The following is a 24952-nucleotide window of genomic DNA, read 5'->3' as shown; positions in this document are numbered from 1 at the left end:
CAACCATAATTGTGTGAAATCCCCTTAAAACTTCCTTAACATGGAAAGGAACAAAAAGGTCCCTCCCTTCTTATTTGATCCGGATTCCCTTCTGCATCCAGAAGGAATAAAGAATTTTCTCCTTCACCTTTTTCCGGGTCATACGCTCCAATGCCCGGGCATAGCAGTCCAGCTGGATCTTATATTTGTCCACCAGTATTTCGGCATGGGCATCCGGTACATAATCCGTCTTATAGTCAACCAGAATTATTGCCTCATCTTCGTAAAAAAATGCATCAATGATACCCTGAATCAATACAATTTCTTCATTATCCCCAGGCATATCGCAGGCCGGATTGTGATACTGCCCGGGTAAACGGCCTGAAAGTGCTCTTATTTCAGATGCCGGAACCCCCAGGACAAACTGTTGTTCCCGGTACAGATTCCCCTTCTGTTCGGCCTTTGCCATCCGTTTTCCCAGAACCGAATTGGCAAAGCGGACCATCTTCCTTTTATCAATCAGATCTATTTCCTCTCCGGTCATCTTTCCTTCTTCCAGGAGCCGTTCAATCTGTTCATCCAGTTTCTTACCGCTGGAAGCTGCGGCAAAGTCCAGTTCCTCTAAAAGTTTATGATATGCCGTACCACGTACTGCTCCGGGTACTTCGGTTTTCTGCTGCATAAACCGGGGTATGAAAGGAACAATATCCGGTTCTTCGTAAATAGAAAATTCTTCTTCCCCCATACTCAGCAGATTATCCATTGACTGACTGTATTTTTTAAGTTCGGAAACCGTAATTTTACCATGAATATCCGCATCCTGTTCATAGGGATATAACGGATCCATACGCATATTCAAGGCTTCCAGCTGTTCTTCACTCAGCATCCGGTGTCCCCGTTCCAAAAGTTCTTCTTTGGAAACTTTAATTGCCATTTGATGAGCCGCCTCTCTCGTGACCAGCTCTTTCACCGGACATACCCGGATGGAAAAGTATGCTTCTTTTTGATACAGCTCATGTGCCGGGTTATTGGTAAACCCATAGGCTTCCAAAAGCTCCCGGGCGGACTTGTGACGCATAAGTGCAGGCATCACCCAGTCCAGATAGGCAGATGCACCTGATAACTCGGTAAAAGATAGTTTTTCCTCTTCCCTGCGGCAGATCTGGCTCCATTTTTTTATCTTATCGGCGATCCTGGTTACTGCACCGGTCATAATCAGCTTTTCTTTTGCTCTTGTGAAAGCCACATACAATACACGCAGCTCTTCTCCCAGGTTCTCATTGATGGTTTCCCTCTGTATGGTTTTCTTCAAAAGGGTCGGGCTTTTTACACGGAGAACGGGATCAATATAATCACAGCCAATTCCAAGCTCCGGATGCAGCAGCACTCTGCTCCTGCTGTCCTGCTGGTTAAATGTCTTGCCCATTCCTCCTGCAAACACAATCGGAAACTCCAGTCCCTTACTTTTATGGATACTCATTATACGGACCGTATCTTCCTGTTCCCCCACAGTGCTCGCCTCGCCGTAATCTACATTGTATTTCTGTAAATTCTCGATATACCGGATAAAGTTAAACAACCCCCGGTAGCTGGTAGTCTCATAGGTCATGGCTTTCTCCACCAGCATTTTCAGATTTGCAGTCCGCTGTTCTCCTCCAGGCATTGCAGCTGCATAGTCCCCGTATCCGGTGATCTCCAGCACCTGCCACAAAAGTTCATGCATAGGTGTATAGGGTACCAGCATACGGAAATGATCCAGAATTTCGAAAAATTTCTTTAACTTTTCTTTCAGGAAAGAATGATCATTGTCCTCTTCTGCTGTCTCAGCTGCATACAGCCTGCAGCATTCGTAAAATGGCATATCCGGGTTTGCACTTTTTATAGCCGCCAGTTCCCTGGCATCCAGTCCTCCAATCGGAGACTTCAGAACTGCCGCCATGGGAATTTCCTGTCTTGGATTGTCTGCAATCTTCAGAAATGCCAGAATCGTCTGTATCTCAACCGTTGAAAAATATCCGGTCTGTGATCCAGTATATGCCGGTATTCCCTGACTTTCCAAAACTCTTGCAAAAGAATCCGCCCATCCTGAAATGGTACGCAAAAGAATCACAATATCCCCATATCTGGCTTTTCGGTAAATTCCGGTAGATTTATCCAGCACTTCTTCTTTTCCAACAATCTCCAGAATGCGGTTGCCAATGGCTCTGGCTTCCAGTTCTCTGGCATTCTCTTCTACATCCTCTACTACCTCATCCAACGTATCCAGATCTACCAGGAGCATCTCCGTATTCGTAAAATCATCCACCTCATTTTGCTTTTCGGGAAAATCTGCGCCCGGATAAAGGGCCGCATCTGCATCATACTGGATATTTCCAAGATATCTTGCCATAATCTGCTCAAAGATATAGTTTACACTGACCAATACCTGGCTTCTGCTTCGGAAATTCTTATGCAGGTCAATCCTCTGGCATATATTGTCAGTGACAGGATACGTATCATATTTTTCCATAAACAATTCCGGCCTTGCCAGTCGGAACCGGTAAATACTCTGCTTGACATCCCCTACCATAAAAATATTATATTTTCCCAAACATTTCTTAGATATGCTGGTCAGGATCAATTCCTGGACCAGGTTGCTGTCCTGGTATTCATCAATCAGAATTTCTTCATAATGTTCTGCCAGATCCTTTGCAGTCTGTGTAGGCACCGCTTCCCCTTCCTTATCCTCTACGAGAATATCCAGGGCAAAATGTTCCAGATCACTAAAATCTACCACGTTTTTTTCTCTTTTTTTCTGTGCATAACGCTCCGTAAATTCACATGCCAGATCAATCAGCACGCCCATGACTTCCCGGCTTTCCTGCATATCGGAAATCACGGATTCTAAATCATCAAAAAAGTACTGCTCCTGCAGTCCCTTCAGGCTTTTTTTCACCTGTTCCCGGATTGCTTTTACCTGTTCTTTCTTATTTTCAGAGACAGCTTCATCCTTTTTTGTGGAGAGTCTGGCGTATTTACCCATTGCTGCAAATGCCTGTGCGTAATCCCGGTAATTATCTGCCTGATGTATCTTCCGGATCATCGCCTGATCCTGGCATAAAGCATCTTCATACATATAAGGTCCATCTTCCGCCCTGACAATACGAAGTGCCTCTTCTGTCTTCTCTTCTATGTCCTTTAGCTGGCGCTTCAGGTTATCGGTTAATTTTTTCAGCCAGTCCGACTGCAAAAATTCTTCCGCAGATTCTATTTCATAAGCTTTCTTGCATTGCTGCAGCCATTTTTCCGGCCAGGGATAGCTCATAGAGAAATTGTAGAGTCCAAAAATCAGGTCTTCAATCCCCTGATCATTTTTTCCGGATGCATAGCATTCAATAAATTTCAGAAATGCCTCTTCCTTTTTCTCATAACAGTCTTCAATTAACTGCTCTGCCACATCTCTTTTTAAAAGCTTCAGCTCTCCTTCATCCGCTACACGGAATCCGGGATCCAGTCCGATTGCATGAAAATGATTACGGATAACATACTGGCAAAAGCTGTCAATAGTGGTAATCTGAGCATTATGCACCAGCGTAAGCTGGCGTTCCAAATGAACATCCAGCGGATTTTCTGCTGCTTTATTGTCCAGTGCCTTTGCAATACGTTCCCGCATCTCGCCTGCCGCCGCTTTGGTAAAGGTTACAATCAGCAGCTCATCGATATCCACCGGATGCTTTTTATCCGTTACCATGGTTACAATACGCTCCACCAGCACCGCAGTTTTACCTGAGCCCGCAGCCGCTGATACCAGAATATTACGATTTCTTAAGTCTATGACCTTTTGCTGGTCTTCGGTCCATGCTACTCCCATGCTTACCTTTCCTCACTTTCTGCTTCGGCTTGCGTCTGCCCGCTTATTTTTTTCCATATTTCGTCCGGCTTATATTCTTTTAAACGATTATAACGGGTGCCCGGTATTCTCACATCAAATCCGCAAATCTCCCGGTATATGCAGTAATCACAGGCGGTCTTGTCCTTTCGCTCATAGGGAAGAGCTTCCATGTGCCCGTCTACAATCTGTTTTCCAATCTCCGTAATCTTATCATTGACAAACTTAGAAATCTGTCCAAACTGTTCCCTGCTGGCAATACTGGATGCTTTCGAGGGACTGCCATCCTTATTATAGGAAACCGGTATAACGCTGGAATCTTTTCCAATCTGAGTATCCAGATTCTCAATGATTTCTCTGCGATCATTCACAAGTCCGTCCAACCGGAGTTTTTTCAGGATTTTCTGATTAATGATTTCCTGCGTATCTCCCCCTTCACGATCCAGCATGGGATCCTGCATATTGTAATAGAAGATTCCCGCGGGTACAATTTCCTTATCTGGATAAATCCGCTGTTCCAGTTCCATTGCTGCATTGAGATAAACCACCAGCTGCAATTGGAGTCCATAATACAGTGCAACCAGATCAAAACTTGTATTTCCAGACTTATAATCGATTACCTTCACAAATACTTCATCCTCTTCCACCTTCACATCGGTCCGGTCAATCCTGCCACGAAGCTTCATCTTGTCTTCCTCTGTCAGCGCAATATTGACTGCTTCCAGATCCTCCACCATGGAGAAAGATACCTCGTAATTGCTGGGCACAAATGTCCCGGCTTTAATCTGTTCATGTAGTGCCCACACCGTGCGGCGCATAATGCGCTTCATCCGCTCGATGGCATATTCATTCCGCGCAGAGCTGTAGAGAATCTTTGCCCCATATTCAGACGAAACTTCCTCTACCGTTTCTTCAATCATGGAATCCCTTATTTCTTCCGGCAGACTGAACCAGTTGTATTGGCTGTGTTCCACCTTTTTGGAAAACAGCTCGATCACCCGGTGAAAGATATTCCCCATATCCATCGGCCGGAACAGATAAGTTTCCCGCTCCTTTAAGTCCAGTCCATACATCAGAAAATGCGAAAATGCACAGGCTGCAAATCGTTCCAGTCTGGTTACGCTGTTTTCCAGCACACTTCCATAGAGGGAAGAAGCCACTGCCTTTGGAAGCCCTTCATCCTTCCGCTTATAAAATGCGGCATCCACCAGGCCTTCTATCTTCTTCCTGTAATTTTCATTCTGATTATACCAGTCAAACATCACCATCCATTCATCCACCGGCATGGGACGTCCTTCCCTGATATTGCGCAGTCCCTCTATCAGATACGGAATTCCGCTGCCAGGTGATGCCACCCGGTCCAGCATGCTGTCGTACAGGTCTTCATCCTTTTGGGGCACCGCCGGAAACAGTCTTGCCATATCATGCAGCACGTAAGAGGGACGGAGTGTCTTTCCATCTGAATCCACTTTGCTGTAAGACAAATACAGCCGGCTGGAAGGCTTTGTTAAATTCAGGTATAGATAAAACTTCTGCGTATACATATTTTCCCTTGCGGTAGGAGCCAGTTCCACACCGCTTAATTCCAGGGCATTTCGTTCCAGATCAGATAATATCCCCCCTGTTCCTCCCGCTTTTGGCACCCAGCCATCATTAAGCCCTACAAAAAAGAGCGCCTTTATGGCTTTTAACCTCGTTCGCTCGATATCACCAACAACAACCTGATCTACCGCAGGGGGAATAATTCCTACCTTTGCTTCTTCAAAACCGGCATCCAGAATCTGAGCAAAATCCTTTAAGGATAAGCACTCCTCCCCCAGAAGTTCCACTAATTTATCCAGAAGATTCATCACAATCCCATAGATCTGACTGTATTCTTTTGCCATATCCAACCGGTTCTGCTCTTTGAATTCCTCTTCATAAATCGTTAGCTTACGCTGAATATCACAGGAAACAATAAACTCATACAAAGCCGCCGTACATTTGGCTACGGTAGCATTTTTATTTTTCAGCACCTTAGTAAATGGCACCAGCTTCTCCATAAGGGCTGCACGGATTTCGTTACACTGTTCTAACACCTGTTCATCATTTCGCTGGGTAACTTTTTCAAATGGTTTCTGCCATTTACCATACCCCCGCACACCTGCCGCCAGTATATAATTTTCCAGCAGATCCGTTTCCTCCCGTGACACATCACAAAGCCCGGTGCGCATCAGACGAAATACACTTTCATAGGAATAGTTTTTCTGCACCAGCTCCAAAGCCGCACGGATAAATTCTATGAAAGGATTTAACAAAATAGTCTTAGTCTCATCAATAAAACACGGAATCCGGCAGGCTTCAAAAACTTTACGGATATAACTGCTGTAAGCCGCCATATCCCCGGTGATTACCGCGATATCCTGATAGCGGTACCCTGCACCTGTAAGCTGCTTAATCGTGCGCGCCACAAAATTAGCCTCTTCCGTTGGATTTTTGGCATTGTGAATAGAAATTTCATCAATGGGGAACTCGTATTTCCCTCTCCTTCTCCGAAAAAGGTTCTGTTCCAGAAATCCCAGTACCGGGGTATCTTTAAAACGATAAACCTGCCCCTTTCCCAGTAAAACCGGATCTGATATCTCTACATGCTTTTCTTTTGCAATTTTAGTCAGGCTGCGGATCGTTTTCTTACTCAGATAAAAAAGCTCATGTTCTCCATAAATTTTAAAAGGATTTTCATTGGCATCCATAGTTATGGTCACCATGACCCTCTTTGCCAGCACCATAAGCCGCTCCAATAATTTTTGCTGAATCGGGGTAAATCCGGTAAAACCGTCCAATGCAAGTACGCTGCCCTTTAAAATCTCAGACCGGTCAGCCACCTGGCAAAGGGCTTCCAGCACTTCTTCTGCCGTAATATACTGCCCCTGCAGTTTTTCCCGGAATCCGGCATACAAAATACCCACATCCTGCAGTTTATAATACAGCTGCTTTTTTTCTCCGGCAGCAGCGATCATCTGATCCATCTTATCCATGGTCACATCATACTGGGTCAGCTCCGATATCATAGATTTCATCTGAGTGATATAGCCAAGCTTATTTAAATGAGCCCCCAGCACCTGAAGTTCATCTTTTTTCTCGATTGCAACTTTACGCAGCAGCAGATTCTTCCCAGTCTCTTCCAGAACCGTACGTTTATCCGATCCCAGTTCCTCAAATATGCGGTACGCGAGTCTCTGAAAACTAAGCACATCTATATTCAAAATCCCTTTTCTGGGATGAAGGCTGACTAGCTCTTTCTGGGTCTGCATAGTAAACTGTTCCGGTACAATCACGATAAAATGCCCCTTTGGATCAGCGATAGAAGCTTCAATTACCTTATTATATAGTTCATAGGACTTTCCGCTTCCGGAATTTCCCAGGATTAATTGTAATGACATAAATAGACCCTCCAAGTTTCATTTATAGTCAATTCTAACCCGTCAGGCCGGTATTTGGCAACCTTTTTTCTAATACTATGGGAATTTTAAAATGGGTGCTAACACTACTTTGGATAATTCAAGGTTTAAATTGGGGTTTAGCTGAGAAGGGGACGCTTTGTAAATGATAGGTAGTGTACGGAAAGATGGGTGTGGGAAACTGGCATGGGCTCCGTCAGCTGGCCGCAGAACTGGTATTTTCTAACCTTTCCGAAGAGCTTTTTGGCGGCACGCGGGCATTCGCTCCGAAATCCTGATGCATTTCGCAGCTCACTGCCCGCTTAGTATCCGATGGGAGCCAGTCGAATACTATCCGCCAAAAAACACTCCGGAAAGGTAAGTAAATACTCAGCTCTGCTCTACGCTTCCTCCGCCCATGCCAGTTTCCCACACCCATCTTTCCGAGATCCAGGTTGCCGCCACAAAGCTGGTTTTCTCAGCCTGGTGGAGACCCCGGGGCTGTGGCAGACTGTTCTTTATTGGATGCTGCGCAGTATGTTTCGGCTGTTTGCGTAAAAGAAGATGGAAGTTTGCTCCTTTTTCTGGTTACAGAATGGAAAACAAATTCTGTTTTCAAGATCAGTTGCTTTACGCCAATCCCGTCCGGCATGCCACAACCCCAGGGCCACATCATGCTGAGAAAAGCAGCTTTGTGTCAACGAATGCTATCTCGGAAAGAGAAGGGGGCGGACCAGGACATTGGTTTGGAAGGCGTATAGCAGAGCTGAGCATTTACTTACCTTCCCGAAGTGCTTTTTGGCGGATAGTATTCGACTGGCTCCCATCGGATACTAAGCGGGCAGTGAGCTGCGAAATGCATCAGGATTTCGGAGCGAATGCCCGCGTGCCGCCAAAAAGTGCTCCGGGAAGGTTAGAAAATGCCAGTTCTGCGGTAAGCCTTCCAAACCAATGTCCTGGTCCGTCCCCTTCTCTTTCCGTACACTACCTACATCTACAAAGCGTCATTACTCAGCAAAACCCAAATTTATACGTAATAGTAACCCCTCTAAAACCTACTAGGCAGAAAAGGAAACAATTACACTAATTGTCACTTTTTTGTCACTTAACACAGTTAATATGATATCATCAATACGGAAGGGAGTATTATAAATGGAAATACTGCGATGTAACAAACTTACGAAAACTTATGGAAATGAATCCAATAGGATTACTGCTCTGGACCACGTCAGCCTGGCTTTGGAAAAAGGAAGCTTCACGGCGATTATCGGGGCGTCAGGTTCTGGAAAATCCACACTTTTACACATGCTGGGAGGTGTAGACCGCCCTACCAGCGGTAATATCTACATTGAAGACACGGATATCTCAACGCTCAGCATGGAGCAGCTGGCGGTCTTTCGAAGACGCAAGGTGGGTCTAGTCTATCAGTTTTATAACCTGATTCCCACTCTGAATGTGCAGAAAAATATTTTGCTGCCAATACTGCTGGATGGAAAAAAACCAGATAAAAACAGATTTGAACAGATTGTCTCATCCTTAGGGCTAACTGACCGTCTCACCCATCTGCCACAGGAATTATCGGGTGGACAGCAGCAGCGTGTGGCAATTGCTAGAAGCCTGATCTACCAGCCGGCGATCCTTCTTGCTGATGAACCCACGGGTAACCTGGACCGAAAAACTTCTGAAGAAACCATCGAATTGCTCAAGCTATCCAACCGGCGTTATGACCAGACGATACTTCTCATAACCCATGATGAAAAAACTGCCCTGCAGGCAGACCGGATCATCACACTGGAGGACGGTAAAATCTTACATGATGAGGTGGTGTCCTGATGAAAATATTACGTGAGTATGTCTGGGATACGGTCCGTAAGAACAAACGGACCAGCCTGGCAATCATAATCGCCCTGTTCTTAATGACCACACTTATGTCCTGCGTCTGTGGTTTCTTTTATACCATGTGGACAGATGCTATCACGCTTAGCAAATGGGCGAACGGAGACTGGCATGGGGAACTTTTTGATATTACTTATGGAAAAGATTTAGAACATATTGAAAACTATGCTTCCGTTTCCGCTGTCATGATAAAGGGAAACTGGGAAGTTGCCAGACTGAATGAAACCGGCAAGCGCAGCTATCTTATTACCCGGGGTGCCAACAATGAATATTGGGAATCTATGTCCGAAAAAAATATTATCATCGAAGGTCAACGTCCCAAGGGTGAAAATGAAATCGCCTTATCAAAACAATATTTTGACAACCACCCTGAAATAAATATCGGCGATACCCTTACGCTGCCCGTCGGCAAACGTATCCTGGACGGAAAAATCCGCGTGGAAACAGAAGGCTTTGATGAGGATGAAACCTTCCGGCAGACCGGTACAAAAACTTATAAAATTGTCGGAAAAATGGATATGACCACCTCCTCTTCCGTTCCTGCATATACCGGCCTTGGATATCTGGATGAAAATTCCATACAGCCTGATGATGAGATTACCGTATATCTTCGCTTTGATCCAATGAGAAAAACTTACGAAGAGCTTCCGGCACTTGCCGCATCCATCGGATATGAACCGGATGAATATGGAAAATATAATCTCAAATTTAATGGGGATCTGTTATCCAAGTACGCCATTTTCTCCAACGAACAATTAAGCTCTATGAATCAGCTTAGCGCATTGGCATTTCCGCTGATGATTCTGATAGTAGCCATAATGCTAGTGGGCCTGTTTGTATTAGTTATCCACAATGCTTTTGCACTTTCTGCAAACGAAAAGCTTTCCCAGCTTGGAACACTGGCCGGAATCGGGGCTTCTCCACGGCAGATTAAGTCCGCCGTAATTTCAGAAGCGCTGATTCTGACCATCTTCCCGCTGCCACTTGGGGTTATCTCCGGTTGGATATTGGATATGAAATTATTCCAGCTCATCAATACAAATAACGATATTGGCAGAACCGCCCCGGATATTGTTCTGACTTTTGGACTACCGGCAATCCTTCCCGCTATTCTCCTGTCCCTGCTGACCGTATGGCTTTCTGCGCTCATACCTGCACGCAAAATTGCGAAACTGCTTCCGGTGGAAGCCTTGAAACAGGACGGCAGAATAAAAAAGAAAAGATTACGGAAAAGCCGCATTACCAGCCGCCTCGGAATCACCGGTGAACTGGCTGCCAATGCAGTGTCTGCAAGGAAGAACTCCTATCGGACGGCAACGATCTCCCTGTGTCTTTCTTTCCTGCTGTTAACTGGATTTTTATATATTATTTCAACTCAGAAAGCAGCACAGAACATCTATCAATCCGGACTCGATAAGATTCGCCACATACAGTTCAACATTAGTGACGGCCGTACTCCGGATATGGAGGTTCTGGAAAAAATAAAACAAATTCCGGGGATCACCAAAACCGTCATTTTTGATAAACTTCCCTGCGCCACCTGGATAACCGAACAGGACGCATCTGATGATATAGAAACTTATTTTGGTGGTTATGATGAAATTGTTGCCAGAAAAAAATATTCTCCCATTGAAAGAGACGGCAAATTTAGAATTTCCACCACAGTAATTGGGTTGGAAGAAGACAGCTTTATAGACTATTGCAATGAACTGGGTATTGACCCAAAACCTTATCTGGAAGACTCTTCCAAGGCTATCTTCTATAATTATACGGAAGACCCGGATGTAAGTACCAGAAAAAAAAGTGTCCTGAGGGAACTCTTAAATCTGCGTTTGGGCCAGGAGCTTACTTTTACGGAAAAGGCATACGATGAGGATACCGGTGACTTTACCTTCAACCTTACTGCCGGTCTATTGGCAGAGAAGCTGCCGAATATCGATCTCAGACTTTCCAGATTCACACTGGCAGCAATCATGCCTATGGATCATGTTTTAGAAATCGGTGCCTCCTGCAGCAGCAAACGACAGTCAACAGCGAACAGTGTCAACACTCTGCTCCTGACAGACAATAATGGCGGCATCTCTTACCCCTTAATTCAGAAAGTATCCGCAGAGGTGGAAAACCTTCTTACCCGCTATTATGGAACCGGAGACTACCTGATCACTGACCTTGCCATGATGCAGGAAATGGATGAATCTGAAATAAAAGTAATGAATCTGATCGTTGCCTTTCTCACAGGTCTTTTAGCTGTGATCGGATTGTCAAATGTATGGGCAAGCATCTCGGGAAATCTTCGACAGCGAAGAAAAGAATTCGGTATGTTAAAATCCGCGGGCCTTTCACCCCGGCAGTTTTGGAAAATGTTATTTCTCGAAGGAATCACCCTTGGACTCAAGCCTCTGCTCTTAAGCTTACCTTTCCAGGTAATCATATTGACCTTATTTCTTTATATCAATGAGGTTACTTTGCCGGAATATCTGCCTTATGCACCGTTTGCAGCCATTCTTGGCTACACGGTCTTAATCTTACTGGCAATTATAAGCGCCTACTTTATAGGAGGGCAGAGAATACAAAAAGATAATATTATCACTGCTGTAAAAGATGACACGATATAAGTGATATCTGCCGATCATCTATCAGCGTTTAACAGCAGTTCGTTTTCACACATAAAACCGAAGCCGGAAACGGGCATGTCCATCAGAAGTATTTTCTGCGTAGATATGTCCGTTTTGCCTTTCAATAATCAGTCTGGCAAGTGCAAGCCCGATTCCTGCACTGTCCTTTGATGCATCTTCACCCCGGTAAAACCGCTCAAACAAATGGGGAAGATCTTTCTTGGAAAACCCGGAGCCGCTGTCAACAATCTTTAGTTCTGCATAAAGCGGGTTCTTCTCATAAGATACCTGTATGGCTCCTTTTTCCGGTGTATGTTCCACACAATTTTTTAATACGTTCAGAAGTGCTTCACTGGTCCACTGCATGTCTGTCAAAATCCAGGATGGCGGCTCCCCTGGTTTTCCGCATTTTACTTCCAGTGAAATTTTTTTACGATTCATCATTTCCAGAAGAGGTTCTGATGCTGCATTGATTAAATCAGAGACCTCCACCTGACTTGGTTCAAAGGCAATGACATGGGAGTCCAGCTTTGCCAGAATTAAAAGCCCGGATACCAGTTTTTGAAGCCGTTTCGCCTGATTTTTCAAATGTACCAGATATTCTTTCGTTTCCTCCGTCTGATAGTCTTCCAAAAGTTCAGTCATCAAAGACATGGAGGTCAAAGGTGTTTTTAACTGATGGGCGATATCTGCAATTCGCTCTGACAGTACCTGATGGTCCTGTACCGCCGTTTCCTTCGTACACCTTAATTCCAATACCGTTTTATAAATCTCATCCTCCAGCTGGGAAAAGCAGTCTTCTATCCGTGGGAGTGTCTTTGCCTCTCCATAATTTATGGCTTTCAGATATTCTGTTAACTCCTGTATTCTGATCTCCAGCTTAATTTCTTTTCTTCTCTTTTTCATTAACAGAATCCCACCGATACCTTCAAAAAGTCCGATACCTATTAATGAGGTTAATAACATATGATCACCTATTTTACCCAGAGGGCGGTAACCGTATTTCCCCAAATATGCTCTGCCCGCGCTTCTTTGTTCCTTTGAAGCCCGTTTAAGTCCTGCCTGCAGGGAATCGTTTTGCAGCACAGAGCCCACCAGGTCTGCCGTCATATGATATTCATGTACTGTCAAATATGCAGCCATCAGCAAGCCTGTCAGAATGCCAGGAATCAGCCAAAGCAAACATGTTCTTAATAATGCTCTGCACCCTGGACTCATGGTATAATTTCCTCCATTCGGTATCCTATTCCACGTATTGTTAAAATATGACTGGTGTTTCTTAATTTTTCACGCAGACGTTTCATGGTAACCGTCAAAGTATTGTCATTGACAAAGTTTCCTTCCGAATCCCACAACTTCTCAAGGATAAGATTCCGCGGAAGTGTTCTGCCTTTGTTCTCCATGAGAACCAGAAGCAAACGGTATTCCAGTGCTGAAAGAGCGATGTTTTCTCCTTTCAGCACTGCCTGCATCTTTTCCTTATCGATTCGGATATCTCCGCAGGCAATCCATTCTTTGCCGTCTTCCGGCACTCTCCTTAAAACCGCTGCAATCCGCGATTCCAGCACAGCAATATGGAAAGGCTTCGTAATATAATCATCTGCCCCCATATCCAGTCCTTTTGTGATATCTGCCACCTCGTCACGGACAGTTAAAAAGATAATGCTGGTATTCCCCTGTTCCCTTACCCATTTGCAGAACCCGTACCCATTACCATCCGGAAGATTGAGATCCAGTAACACCAGTTGAAATCCCTGGTGAAACTCCTTTTTCGCTTTTTCCAAAGTCTCACAATGCGTAACCGCATAGCCCTTTCGGGAAAGGGCTGCTTTGATTCCGAATGCGATTGTTTCATCATCTTCTAGTAGTAATATATTTGTCATTTTATTTACCTGCGGCTTTCTGGATCTTTATCTTATTTTTGATGTTTAATTAAGTTTTCTAAGTTTGTTTATGACAATAATTCTTTTCTACAAGTATACTATAGTTTGACGCATTTTCCAATCTGCAAAGTTTCTAAGCCTGTTTTTAACTGTATTTTCTGGCATGTTGGGATATTGTAAACATCAAAACGAAATATCTGCTGAAATAAACTGCTAAGTTGAGCATGCTGATTGTTTGTAATAATGATTTTCAGACACGTTATAGGTGCATTAACATATATTTATATAAATCTGGGATATCTTGAATTGCCACATCACATATTTTTTTATATGTTTTTTCATCCAATAAATCTTTTGCTCTGACAAATTTTTTGTTTAATTCATCGAAATTATCTTTTTCTACTTTATATATAATTTCTGGTTTAATAGAATAATTGTACCTAGAACCAATACTTTTTTTTAATATCCACTTTAATTTTCCTTTATAAGACTCTAAAACATTCGAAATCTCTATATAAGATTCATCACTTGAACTACTTTCTTCTATTATAAAATGTCACATTAGCTACATTACTATAAATATTTTTTTTGTCATACATTTCCCACCTTATTTGTTTAACATTATACTTTTTAAATAAGAGTTCTGGTATGGCACATGTATAATCTAACATATTAACTCGCATTCCTTTCATTTCGCTAAACATGAACTAATGTATCTCATATACATTTATTCCATTTGTGGCTTGGCTCCTTTAGGTATTCCTCCCTGCTTTCCATGTTTTGCAGGATTCTGCTACACCCTTAAATAACTTTGCCATAAGTAACACTTGAAACGATGTTTTCTTTTGCATAATCATCAATAAACATAAATTCTTCATTAAATGTATATTTACGATTTGGCATGGGTGTCTCATCAGAAATAAAAATTGATGTTTGATGTCCATAAAAACTAATATTAAAGTTTTCTGAATTACCATCAAAAAAAATACATTTTATTTTATCATTTCCTGAATAAAAGCTTTTTTTATCACCTGTTGAAAGTTTTATTACTACTTCAGTCTTCTCTCTAATAGGCTGAAGCAAATATTTTTCTATTTATTCAGTAGTGAAATTCATGCAATAAGTATCTTTATTATATAAATTATTCATTTTAATCTCCGTTCTGTTACTGACGCTTCCGGCTTACATATGTATGAAATAAGGGCGTGTGCCTATCTCTTGCCTCTGTAAAACACCGTGTCCGCCCATGTGCCGATTAAATGTCCAGGCTTAAAGAAAATACCAAGTGAGACATATATTGGCTAGTTGGGGCAATATGAAAAAATGCATTTTTCTTGGAAATGCTAAAAATAATCAGAGTCGAAATTTGTAAAGGTTAAAGATGTTATGCCATGAAGCGGCATAACATCTGGAGATATCTCCCTAAAGCCGAGCGAATTATAAATATTAAGTGTTTAAACTATTAATAAATATATAAAACAATTCATAGAATTTCTTAAACGCCTCCTCTTCATCGTTTTCGCGCAATTTTATCACATGCTCCCAACCTGCTGCGTTTGATTTAGTTTTATAATAATCGTTTACATAATCACTAAAAGCTTCAAATTTTGTTCTGAATGTACAATCAATTTCATATCGACGATGAAGATAGCCGGCTATATACATATGCAAACGACTTATACTTTTTTTCCCCAGATACATCTCTGGTTTCAAACCAATTTCATATATTTTATTTAATATCAAATCTTGTTTTATAATTATCACTCCTTTACTTTAATTAGAATGGTACTTCGAGCGACCACTACGTTTTCCTCTTTTAGTATAACTAAGCAGTTCAATATGAAACTGTATTATGATTATCATTTAAATCAAGTCCCAATTAAAGTATGTGGGTTAAGGAGCCAAAGGCAGGTGAATGATCTATTCCGAATAGTTAGTTGTCTTTATAATACTGTCTCATTAATCAAAAATAAAATATTCTCATAACTTTTGCTTTCTTCAATACCTGACTCATTATAAATCTTAACTATATAGTTGCATTTTGGATACTCAAAGCCTTTTTCAGATACAACTTCTTCTTGAACTGAAATGCTTTTTGCACCATTTAGCATAACTATAAACTCACAAAACATCGTAAGTATTTCTTTATGCTCCTTATCTTTTAGTTTTCCTTCATATACAATATTTTTATATGTATCACTCGAAGTATAATGCTGTTTGTTATTATCATCTATAAACATAAACTCTTCGTTAAATGTGTAATTACGTTGAGGTGTTAAGTCTTGATCACTAATAAATATCGATGTTTGATGACCATAAAAACTAATACTAAAATTTTCTCTTTCTCCGTCAAAGCTAACAAAACATATTTTTTCTATTGTGTTTTCCAAAACTTCTACATCATCCGCAGATGACATTCTAATCCTCATATTTGAATATTTTTTTAATGGTTTAATTAAATATTCAATTATCTCTTCATTTGTAAACATCATGCAATACTTGTCTTTATTCATTTAAATTCCTCCTAATTATATTATTGTTACTTACTGAAATGGGGTACCTGGGATAAAGTTATCTCTCGAATATTTCATCTGACAAAATTTACATACTGGTATTATCTCCATAGTTCTAGGCCTAATTGCTGGTGTCATCACAATATCTTTTAGAGTTGCCCCTCGTATAATTAGCTGTTCTACTATCATATCCTCAACGCAATAAGTTCTCATTCCACTTTCCTCTAATTTAGCTGCAACAGCTACTTCTCCCGTTATTTTATTATATCCAGCCGCAACAGCCACATACTTTCTTTTTTGGTTGTTGCTTAATTCACATATACGAGCCACTTCAGCATCTCTGGCATTTATTGCCGCTTGAGCATATACAGCATCCCCTTTCCCGGCTTCATCCACCCCAGCCTCAATATTATCTAATATTTCGCCCGCAGCGTCCATTCCAGCAAAGTTCCTGAAAACTGTCTTGATATCTCCCCATATCTCTTTTATATCATCCCAATAGTAAATGATGGTTCCAACCAATGCCGCTGCTGCCAACACATCTAAAATAATTCCATCAAATGGATTTATAATTGCTACTCCCAATGCAGAAAACTGCAGCCTGCACCCCCAGTGCCATTAAGGCATTTACAAGATCCGTCAGGCTTCCTGCATTTTGCATCCCGCTGGTAAGCTGGTACTGTGCAGTGATGTCTACTGCCATGGAACGCGTCCCCGGATTTATATTCACATAACTTTTATCCCAGCCTGCAAAGCTGTATCCTTTTAATCCCGGTACAGATGGCGGAGTTGCATTCCTCCCAATAGCCACTTCCTCTGTCTTTATAACTTCCCCTCTACACCAGAAGCGGACTGTGTATGTTGTCTCTGTTTCCTTATTTTTATCATACTGAGCATATGCATTTTGAGATGATTGATATGCTAATCGGACAAACTAGCTGTATAAAAATTATTTTTGCTATTTTACTTGTACCAAATTAGTGAATTTTATTGACAATTCCGAATGATTCTTTCCATTAATATCTTCATGATACCATAATGTATTATACACAAAGGTTCCCCTCTTTTCCTCAAATAGTTCCTCGGCAATAAGAATCGGTGCTTTCATCATAAACTCATATTTCTTCCAACTTTTTACACCATAAAATCGAAATATTTCCTCAAAACATCCTGGATTGTATGTTACTTGAAGTATATGGTCTGTATATTCAAATATAGCATTGGCATCATGAAATTTAAAGCGAGACAATGTAATTATCGCAGCAGGATAGCCATTTTCTTTAAACTTTTTCCGCTCTTCTTCAAAAAAGTTCCTATATTCATTTAAAACACCTAAGAACTTTGTTCCATAGTACCGTAATTTAAAAAAGTTATATTCATCTAATCTTTTAAATTCACCATTTATATTCAGAATATATTTCGATAAAACATCATAAAAAACAATATTTTTTTTAAAAAAGTACTTGCAATGTGTTATATAATCATTATTAACAATTTCTATTGCTTCTTCATGGGTTCCTATCTTTCTATTGAAGTTTTCTCTTACTATATATTCTTCTAAGCTAATGGCTGGAAGATAAAATATATCGTAAAATGATGCTGATTGTAAAAATTGGTTGGTATAATATTTCATTTTGACCTCACTTTCAATTTAAACATAATACCACACATGTGCTATCCCACGTTTATTGTTAGGCCACATTACATGATAATGCTTATAATAACCACTGTCTCCATGTGCAGAATCCGAGATAGGAGTTCCTAATTTACTGACAAGTAAAGAAGCATTATTACGTGACCAGGTAAAAACACCAAAATGCTTAGTATTCGCAGTAACAATTCCAATTGCATATTCTTCACTTATCTCAGAACCAATATACACGTTATTTGTTGCAATATCTAAAAATGCAGGATAATATTTCCCATATTCTAATGTAGGTATCGCAGTAGTTGCCACTACATAATCAGCAGGAAGAGTTTCTGGAATTATAACAGTCTCAGAACCCCCGGCTTCATCCACCCCAGCCTCAATATTATCTAATATTTCGCCCGCAGCGTCCATTCCAGCAAAGTTCCTGAAGATGACCTTAATATCTGACCATAAATCTTTTATATCATCCCAATAGTAAATAATGGTTCCAACCAATGCAGTTGCTGCCAAGACATCTAAAATGATTCCATCAAATGGATTTATAATTGCCGCCCCTAATGCAGAAAACCCATTTTTCACTGCAACCGGCACTCCAAGTGCCATTAATGCATTTACAAGATCTGACACACTCCCTGCATTTTGCATCCCGCTGGTAAGCTGGTACTGTGCAGTGATGTCTACTGCCATAGAGCGCGTGCCCGGATTTATATTCACATAACTTTTATCCCAGCCTGCAAAGCTGTATCCTTTTAATCCCGGTACAGATGGCGGAGTTGCATTCCCCCCAATAGCTACCTCCTCTGTCTTTATAACTTCCCCTCTACACCAGAAGCGGACTGTGTATGTTGTCTCTGTTTCCGTATTTTTATTATAATGGGCATATACATTCTGAGCTGTCTGGATTCCCGTTATCTGTCCGGACCATTCCCGGAAAGTATATCCGGCATTGACCGGCAGCTTTGGCGGATGCGCATCGTCCCCTACAGGTACATACTCCGTTTTTAACAACTGCCAAGATGGATTCCCTGTTATTTTAACATAAAATGATACTGGACAGGTTAAATAAATTCCTTCTTTATATAATGCCTGTATTTTTAACGGGGATGAAATACGGTAATTTTCTTTGTCCCAGCCTTTAAAGGTATATCCTTCCCGTACAGGTTTTAACGGACTTACTGCACTACCTCCATCTACGACATACTGTGGGTTCAGTAGCGCTTTCCCGTTGTAATCCACAAACTCCACCTTATGCGTTCGGTATTTCCCGCTATAATAGGACGCATATATGTTCTGGCTCCTGTACACATTTGTGTACAGACGGTCCCTGTCCCAGCCCGCAAAAGTATATCCCTCTATCTCTTCCAGCTCTGGTGGTACACCGTCCTCTCCCTCCACTACGATTTCCTCTTTTAGGATTTGCTGTGTGGCCTTGTTTTCACGGTAACCGTAATAATTCAGCGTATAGGTTTTATGCTCACCTTCACGGTACCGGGCGGTCAGCTTCGTATCTTTATGTATCCAGAAACGGCTCTTGTCCCAGCCTATAAAGGTATAACCTTCCCGTACTGGATTTAACGGGCTGACCGCACTCCCTCCGTCTGCGATATACTGCGGGTTCAGCAGCGCTCTCCCATTGTAATCCACAAACTCCACCCTATGCGTTCGGTATTTCCCGCTATAATAGGACGCATATATGTTCTGGCTCCTGTACACATTTGTGTACAGACGGTCCCTGTCCCAGCCCGCAAAAGTATATCCCTCTATCTCTTCCAGCTCTGGTGGTACACCGTCCTCTCCCTCCACTACGATTTCCTCTTTTAGGATTTGCTGTGTGGCCTTGTTTTCACGGTAACCGTAATAATTCAGCGTATAGGTTTTGTGCTCACCTTCACGGTACCGGGCGGTCAGCTTCGTATCTTTATGTATCCAGAAACGGCTCTTGTCCCAGCCTATAAAGGTATAACCTTCCCGTACTGGTTTTAACGGGCTGACCGCACTCCCTCCGTCTGCGATATACTGCGGGTTCAGCAGCGCTCTCCCATTGTAATCCACAAACTCCACCTTATGCGTTCGGTATTTCCCGCTATAATAGGACGCATATATGTTCTGGCTCCTGTACACATTTGTGTACAGACGGTCCCTGTCCCAGCCCGCAAAAGTATATCCCTCTATCTCTTCTGGCTCCGGTGGTATTCCGTCCTCTCCCTCCACTACGATTTCCTCTTTTAGGATTTGCTGTGTGGCCTTGTTTTCACGGTAACCGTAATAATTCAGCGTATAGGTTTTATGCTCACCTTCACGGTACCGGGCGGTCAGCTTCGTATCTTTATGTATCCAGAAACGGCTCTTGTCCCAGCCTATAAAGGTATAACCTTCCCGTACTGGTTTTAACGGGCTGACCGCACTCCCTCCGTCTGCGATATACTGCGGGTTCAGCAGCGCTCTCCCATTGTAATCCACAAACTCCACCTTATGCGTTCGGTATTTCCCGCTATAATAGGACGCATATATGTTCTGGCTCCTGTACACATTTGTGTACAGACGGTCCCTGTCCCAGCCCGCAAAAGTATATCCCTCTATCTCTTCTGGCTCCGGTGGTATTCCGTCCTCTCCCTCCACTACGATTTCCTCTTTTAGAATTTGCTGGGTGGCCTTGTTTTCACGGTAACCGTAATAATTAAGCGTATAGGTCTTATGCTCACCTTCACGGTACCGGGCGGTCAGCTTCGTATCTTTATGTATCCAGAAACGGCTCTTATCCCAGCCTATAAAGGTATAACCTTCCCGTACTGGTTTTAACGGGCTGACCGCACTCCCTCCGTCTGCGATATACTGCGGGTTCAGCAGCGCTCTCCCATTGTAATCCACAAACTCCACCCTATGCGTTCGGTATTTCCCGCTATAATAGGACGCATATATGTTCTGACTCCTGTACACATTTGTGTACAGACGATCCCTGTCCCAGCCCGCAAAAGTATATCCCTCTATCTCTTCTGGCTCCGGTGGTATTCCGTCCTCTCCCTCCACTACGATTTCCTCTTTTAAGATTTGCTGGGTGGCCTTGTTATCACGGTAACCATAATAATTCAGCGTATAGGTCCTATATACGCCCTCTCGATATTGGGCATTTAGCGTTTTATCCCCCTTGATATAGAACCGGCTTTCATCCCAGCCTAAGAAGGTGTAACCCGGCCTTTCCGGCATCACAGGACTTCCGGCACTGCCGCCGTCCTGTACATACTGCCGGTTTCCCGCAAGTCTTCCATCATAATCCATGAAGGTAACAATATGGGTTGCAAATTCCCCGAAAGCATATTGTGCATATACATTCCGGCTGTTTGTCACCCTGGTATAATCTCCGCTCCATCCCAGAAAGGTATACCCTGGTTTTTCCGGAGCTCCCGGTTCTTCTGCTGCTTCCCCTTCCGTTACTGTCTGCTTATCTACGATTACATTATCTGCATAAAATGTTACCGTATACATTTTTTCTGATATCTTCTTCTGTGAAAAATTACCCTCGAAAACTACTGTTTCCGATTCCGTTTCCAAAAGGATGTCTGAACCTGTTTCCCCGGGTTCTTCTGTTTCCATATCCTCCGTAACTTTCTCCTCTGTTTCTATATCCAGTAAATTTTCCTCAGTAGAGTCCTCCGTTTCTATATCATAAGATACTTCCGTCTCTATTTCGGTAAACGCTTCTGTAAACACCTCCGTTTCCATCTCTGATAGTAGTTCTTCCTCCGATGTTTCTTCTGAATCCCCATTTAATATTGCTTCCTCTTTCTGCTCAGATTCTGTTTCTAGTGAGCTCTTCTCTATATCCTCTGCTGACTCAGTCACATCAGCTTTTTCTGCTCCTGTCTCTGTCCTGCGTATCCCGGCATCAGCCAGAACCGTACACGGCTGCAATAGTATCATTACAACTACCATGACCAGCGCCGTCCATCTTTTCCACTTTCTACATAATAACTTATTTTTCATATCCATAACTCCCTCTCCTTTTCGACATATTTTTACAATGTTATCATATATCCATCACATATATTGTCATAATGTAATGAATAGCTCCTTTTACGTCATAAAAAGAGGGGCTGGATATAACAAAAAATCTTTTCCCACTGCCAGTTCCTGGAAGAGCACGATCATGCATAAAAGTATCCATTTTTTTATATCTGCTTCATTAAAAATCCATAACGAAAAAAACTTCCCCGCAGCAAGCTGCGAAGAAGTTTACACCAACATAATTTAATTAATCAAACCAGACACCTCAGCCCTTCAGCCAACGATAAATCGTATCAATCGTCGCCCCCGTAGCGCCCTTCGCCTGGAATTCATACAGCGGCTTTCCAACATGTGCCGTTCCGGCAATATCCAGATGAATCCATGGCACCTGGTTAGCAAAATGCCGGATGAAAAGTCCTGCCGTAATTGCACCGCAGAAACTTTCACCCATATTCTTAATATCCGCAATTTCACTTTCCAGCATTTTTTCATTCTCCCGGTAAAATGGCAGACGGCAGAAATATTCCCCAGTGCCCGCGGACGCTTCTTCCAGCTCATTCCATATCTGGTCGGAATCGGCGATTACACCTGTGACATGGTTCCCCAGTGCATTTGCCATAGCACCTGTGAGCGTAGCAATATCCAGCACCCTGGTAACCCTTTCCTCCATTACGGCATAGCTCACTCCGTCAGCAAGTATCAGGCGGCCTTCCGCATCGGTATTTAATATTTCAATGGTCTGTCCCGAATAGGAAGTAATGACATCCCCTGGGAGAAGGCTTCCGGCTGTCAGGCGGTTTTCACAGATGGGTATTACACAAGTCACATTGACTCTTGCTTTGCTTTTCGCCAATGCCTTTATCACTGAGGCCGTCACTGCACCGCCTGCCATATCACCGTGCATGCCAATCAGGGAATCACGGGATTTCAGACAATAGCCGCCGGTATCCGACGTTACGCCTTTTCCAACCAGTCCGGTGATCTCTTTACTGTCCGGATCTCCATTATAACGCAGTACGCACATGCAGGGCGGGAATTCACTGCTGCCACCTACCGCATTTAATGCACCCATACCCATTTCCTGAAGTTTATCGTAATCATACAATACGTATTCTATACCGCAGTCCTTCACATGCTCTTCAATTTCTTTTGCCAGATCCATGGGCCGCAGTTTATTTCCCGGCATATTCACCAGCTTTCTTGTAAAGATCACTGCATCACCCAGAACTTCCCCTTCCAGGTGGAGTTCCTGTGCCAATGCCAGCTGATCCTCCGGGATTCCGGACAGGAAAATATTATATTCTTCTGTCTTTGCATCTTTTTTATAAGTCAGTCCTTCAGCCAGCCCAAGCCGAATGCTCTCCACACATTTCTCAACACATTGGATACCAAAGATTTTCAGAAGCTCAGAAATATCGATTACCGCTTCTTTCATTTCACAGTTCTTCACTTCTTTTGCTGCTTTTGCCAGCAGTTCTTTCAATTTCAGAATGGTAATCTCTTCCGGATTTCCCATCCCAGTTAAAATACATACTCTGCCTTCCACATCTGTTAAAACCCGGCTCTGCAGATATTTCCCCTGAAAAACGGCAGAAGCCTTTTTGAAATCTTTTTCGATTGCAGAAGACCCTTCCCCATAAAAACGCACGATACAATTTGCAAAGCTGTTATTTCCAATTAATATCATAATACACTCCTTTCAGATCCTCCCATTATTAGTTACAGTGTTTGAAATTGCTTTCTGACAGCTGTATGTACCAGTTTGTGGGATGGATACTGCAGCCATCCCACTTTTCTATTTTAACGTTATCTCTACCACCGTATCGTGTTCATCCGGCAGCGGATAGCAGTCACTGCTATGGGTATCAAAGAAGAAAAATGCATTTTCCGCATATTCCTTTAAGTTCCAGAAAAACGTTTCCTTCACTTCCGACCCATCCTTTAATAAACGCATATGGTCAACCATTCCCGCCATCTTTTCCAGACAGATTGCTCCCGCCTGTTCTTCCATAACATGGGCGTACAGCTTTTTACCGTTCTGGGTAAATCTTCCCCACTCAGGCTTTGGAAATTCTGACAGTCCGCAGCCGTAGATACTTCTGCCGTTCTGCTTCATCCACGTTCCCACTTCTTCCAGAATTTCTACCGACTCTACCGGGATCTCTCCCTTTGCATTGGGACCTACATTTAAGATCAGGTTGCCGTTTTTGCTGACACATTCTACCAGCATATGAATTACCATTTTAGCTGATTTATAATGGTAATCATGAGCCGCATACCCCCAGTTATTATTCAGGGTAATGCATGCCTCCCACGGTATAGGGTTTCCGGCTTCATCACGGATTCCTTCCGGCGGAACCATCTGTTCCGGTGACGCAAAATCCCCGGAATATGCGGTAGGATTTAGGGTACGGATAGACCCGGCATTTTCCGCACTTCCTTCCAGGCGGTTATCAATTACGATATGAGGCTGGATGCTTCTTACCATTTCAATCAGTTCCGATGCTTTCCACTTTTCACAATTCATCGGACCATAAGAAAAATCAAACCACATCAGGTCTAAATGCCCGTAATTTGTCAGCAGCTCTTTTACCTGTCCGTGCATATAAGTGAGATACCGGTCAAAGTCATGTTCTTTCCCTTTAAAGTCTTCATTATCTCTCATTGGATGAAACTTGTCCCCATAATGCGGGAAATCGGGATGGCGCCAGTCAATAATAGAAAAATACAGTCCCACACGAATTCCCTCGGCACGGAATGCATCCAGAAATTCCCGTACAAGGTCTCTTTTGCAAGGAGCATTGGTGGACTTAAAATCTGTCAGTGCCGTGTCATAAAGGCAAAATCCGTCATGATGCTTTGCCGTTAATACCGCATATTTCATGCCTGCTTTTTTCGCCAGTCTCGCCCATTCTTTCGGGTCATAATTTTCTGTGGTAAATTCATCAAAAAACTGATCATATTCTTCCTTTGGCATCCGTTCGGTACTGCGCACCCATTCTCCCCTTGCAGGAATTGAATAGAGTCCCCAATGAATAAACATTCCAAATCTTGCGTCACAATACCATTTCGTTCTCTCAGTTCTCGCTTCTACTACCTGGTTTCCCATTTTTTCACTCATTGCAT

At 42.6% G+C, this 24952-nt stretch carries 16 protein-coding genes; 3 read left to right on the top strand and 13 right to left on the bottom strand.

All coding sequences use genetic code 11. The features are described 5' to 3' along the window. Positions 1 to 70 precede the first annotated feature (70 nt). Together addA and addB are read right to left on the bottom strand one after the other, a co-directional pair. On the bottom strand, positions 71 to 3829 hold the full coding sequence (addA, locus tag CD03_RS0129750; protein WP_027296729.1) for a helicase-exonuclease AddAB subunit AddA: 3759 nt from the start codon (positions 3827 to 3829) through the stop codon (positions 71 to 73). A 2-nt stretch (positions 3830 to 3831) separates the two neighbouring features. Beyond that, on the bottom strand, positions 3832 to 7269 hold the full coding sequence (addB, locus tag CD03_RS0129745) for a helicase-exonuclease AddAB subunit AddB (protein ID WP_027296728.1): 3438 nt from the start codon (positions 7267 to 7269) through the stop codon (positions 3832 to 3834). 173 nt (positions 7270 to 7442) lie between these two features. On the opposite strand from addB, the gene CD03_RS39090 reads away from it, so the two are divergent. From CD03_RS39090 to CD03_RS0129725, 3 genes are all read left to right on the top strand, one after another. Continuing rightward, the gene (locus CD03_RS39090) at positions 7443 to 7565 is read left to right on the top strand and encodes a hypothetical protein (protein WP_255348122.1); all 123 of its coding nucleotides are present in this window, start codon (positions 7443 to 7445) and stop codon (positions 7563 to 7565) included. A gap of 853 nt (positions 7566 to 8418) precedes the next feature. Further along, positions 8419 to 9099 carry an ABC transporter ATP-binding protein gene (locus tag CD03_RS0129730; RefSeq protein WP_027296726.1) on the top strand — a complete coding sequence of 227 codons (681 nt, stop codon included), beginning with the start codon at positions 8419 to 8421 and terminating at the stop codon, positions 9097 to 9099. Beyond that, a complete protein-coding gene (locus CD03_RS0129725) occupies positions 9099 to 11777 on the top strand; it encodes an ABC transporter permease (protein WP_027296725.1) in 2679 nt (892 codons plus the stop codon). The genes CD03_RS0129730 and CD03_RS0129725 overlap by 1 nt, the downstream gene beginning before the upstream one ends. 45 nt (positions 11778 to 11822) lie before the next feature. On the opposite strand, the gene CD03_RS0129720 is transcribed toward CD03_RS0129725, so the two are convergent. From CD03_RS0129720 to CD03_RS0129660, 11 genes are all read right to left on the bottom strand, one after another. Next, entirely contained in the window at positions 11823 to 12995 is a 1173-nt protein-coding gene (locus tag CD03_RS0129720) for a sensor histidine kinase (RefSeq protein WP_027296724.1), read from the bottom strand. After that, a complete protein-coding gene (locus CD03_RS0129715) occupies positions 12992 to 13660 on the bottom strand; it encodes a response regulator transcription factor (protein WP_027296723.1) in 669 nt (222 codons plus the stop codon). The genes CD03_RS0129720 and CD03_RS0129715 overlap by 4 nt, the downstream gene beginning before the upstream one ends. Positions 13661 to 14461: 801 nt before the next feature. Then, positions 14462 to 14743 carry a hypothetical protein gene (locus tag CD03_RS0129705; RefSeq protein ID WP_027296722.1) on the bottom strand — a complete coding sequence of 94 codons (282 nt, stop codon included), beginning with the start codon at positions 14741 to 14743 and terminating at the stop codon, positions 14462 to 14464. Between the two features lie 363 nt (positions 14744 to 15106). Then, complete coding sequence (locus CD03_RS0129700) at positions 15107 to 15403, bottom strand: hypothetical protein (RefSeq protein ID WP_027296721.1); 297 nt, start codon at positions 15401 to 15403, stop codon at positions 15107 to 15109. Between the two features lie 200 nt (positions 15404 to 15603). After that, entirely contained in the window at positions 15604 to 16173 is a 570-nt protein-coding gene (locus CD03_RS0129695) for a hypothetical protein (RefSeq protein ID WP_027296720.1), read from the bottom strand. A 30-nt stretch (positions 16174 to 16203) separates the two neighbouring features. Beyond that, on the bottom strand, positions 16204 to 16758 hold the full coding sequence (locus tag CD03_RS0129690; protein WP_027296719.1) for a hypothetical protein: 555 nt from the start codon (positions 16756 to 16758) through the stop codon (positions 16204 to 16206). Then, positions 16730 to 16984 (bottom strand): hypothetical protein, encoded by a 255-nt coding sequence (locus CD03_RS0129685; RefSeq protein ID WP_027296718.1) that lies wholly within the window; start codon positions 16982 to 16984, stop codon positions 16730 to 16732. Before CD03_RS0129685 ends, CD03_RS0129690 begins: the two co-directional genes overlap by 29 nt. A gap of 147 nt (positions 16985 to 17131) precedes the next feature. Further along, a complete protein-coding gene (locus CD03_RS0129680; RefSeq protein ID WP_027296717.1) occupies positions 17132 to 17806 on the bottom strand; it encodes a hypothetical protein in 675 nt (224 codons plus the stop codon). 18 nt (positions 17807 to 17824) lie between these two features. Then, the gene (locus CD03_RS0129675; protein WP_027296716.1) at positions 17825 to 21811 is read right to left on the bottom strand and encodes an InlB B-repeat-containing protein; all 3987 of its coding nucleotides are present in this window, start codon (positions 21809 to 21811) and stop codon (positions 17825 to 17827) included. 280 nt (positions 21812 to 22091) lie between these two features. Further along, positions 22092 to 23513, bottom strand: a complete 1422-nt coding sequence (locus CD03_RS0129665; RefSeq protein WP_052378046.1) for a leucyl aminopeptidase family protein — start codon at positions 23511 to 23513, stop codon at positions 22092 to 22094. Positions 23514 to 23621: 108 nt separating this feature from the next. Further along, the gene (locus tag CD03_RS0129660) at positions 23622 to 24947 is read right to left on the bottom strand and encodes an alpha-L-fucosidase (protein ID WP_197041707.1); all 1326 of its coding nucleotides are present in this window, start codon (positions 24945 to 24947) and stop codon (positions 23622 to 23624) included. Between the last annotated feature and the right edge of the window lie 5 nt (positions 24948 to 24952).

The organism is Robinsoniella sp. KNHs210 (genome assembly GCF_000686105.1).
GTDB classification, from domain to species: domain Bacteria; phylum Bacillota; class Clostridia; order Lachnospirales; family Lachnospiraceae; genus Robinsoniella; species Robinsoniella peoriensis.
This window is presented reverse-complemented; position numbering and strand designations above follow the sequence as displayed.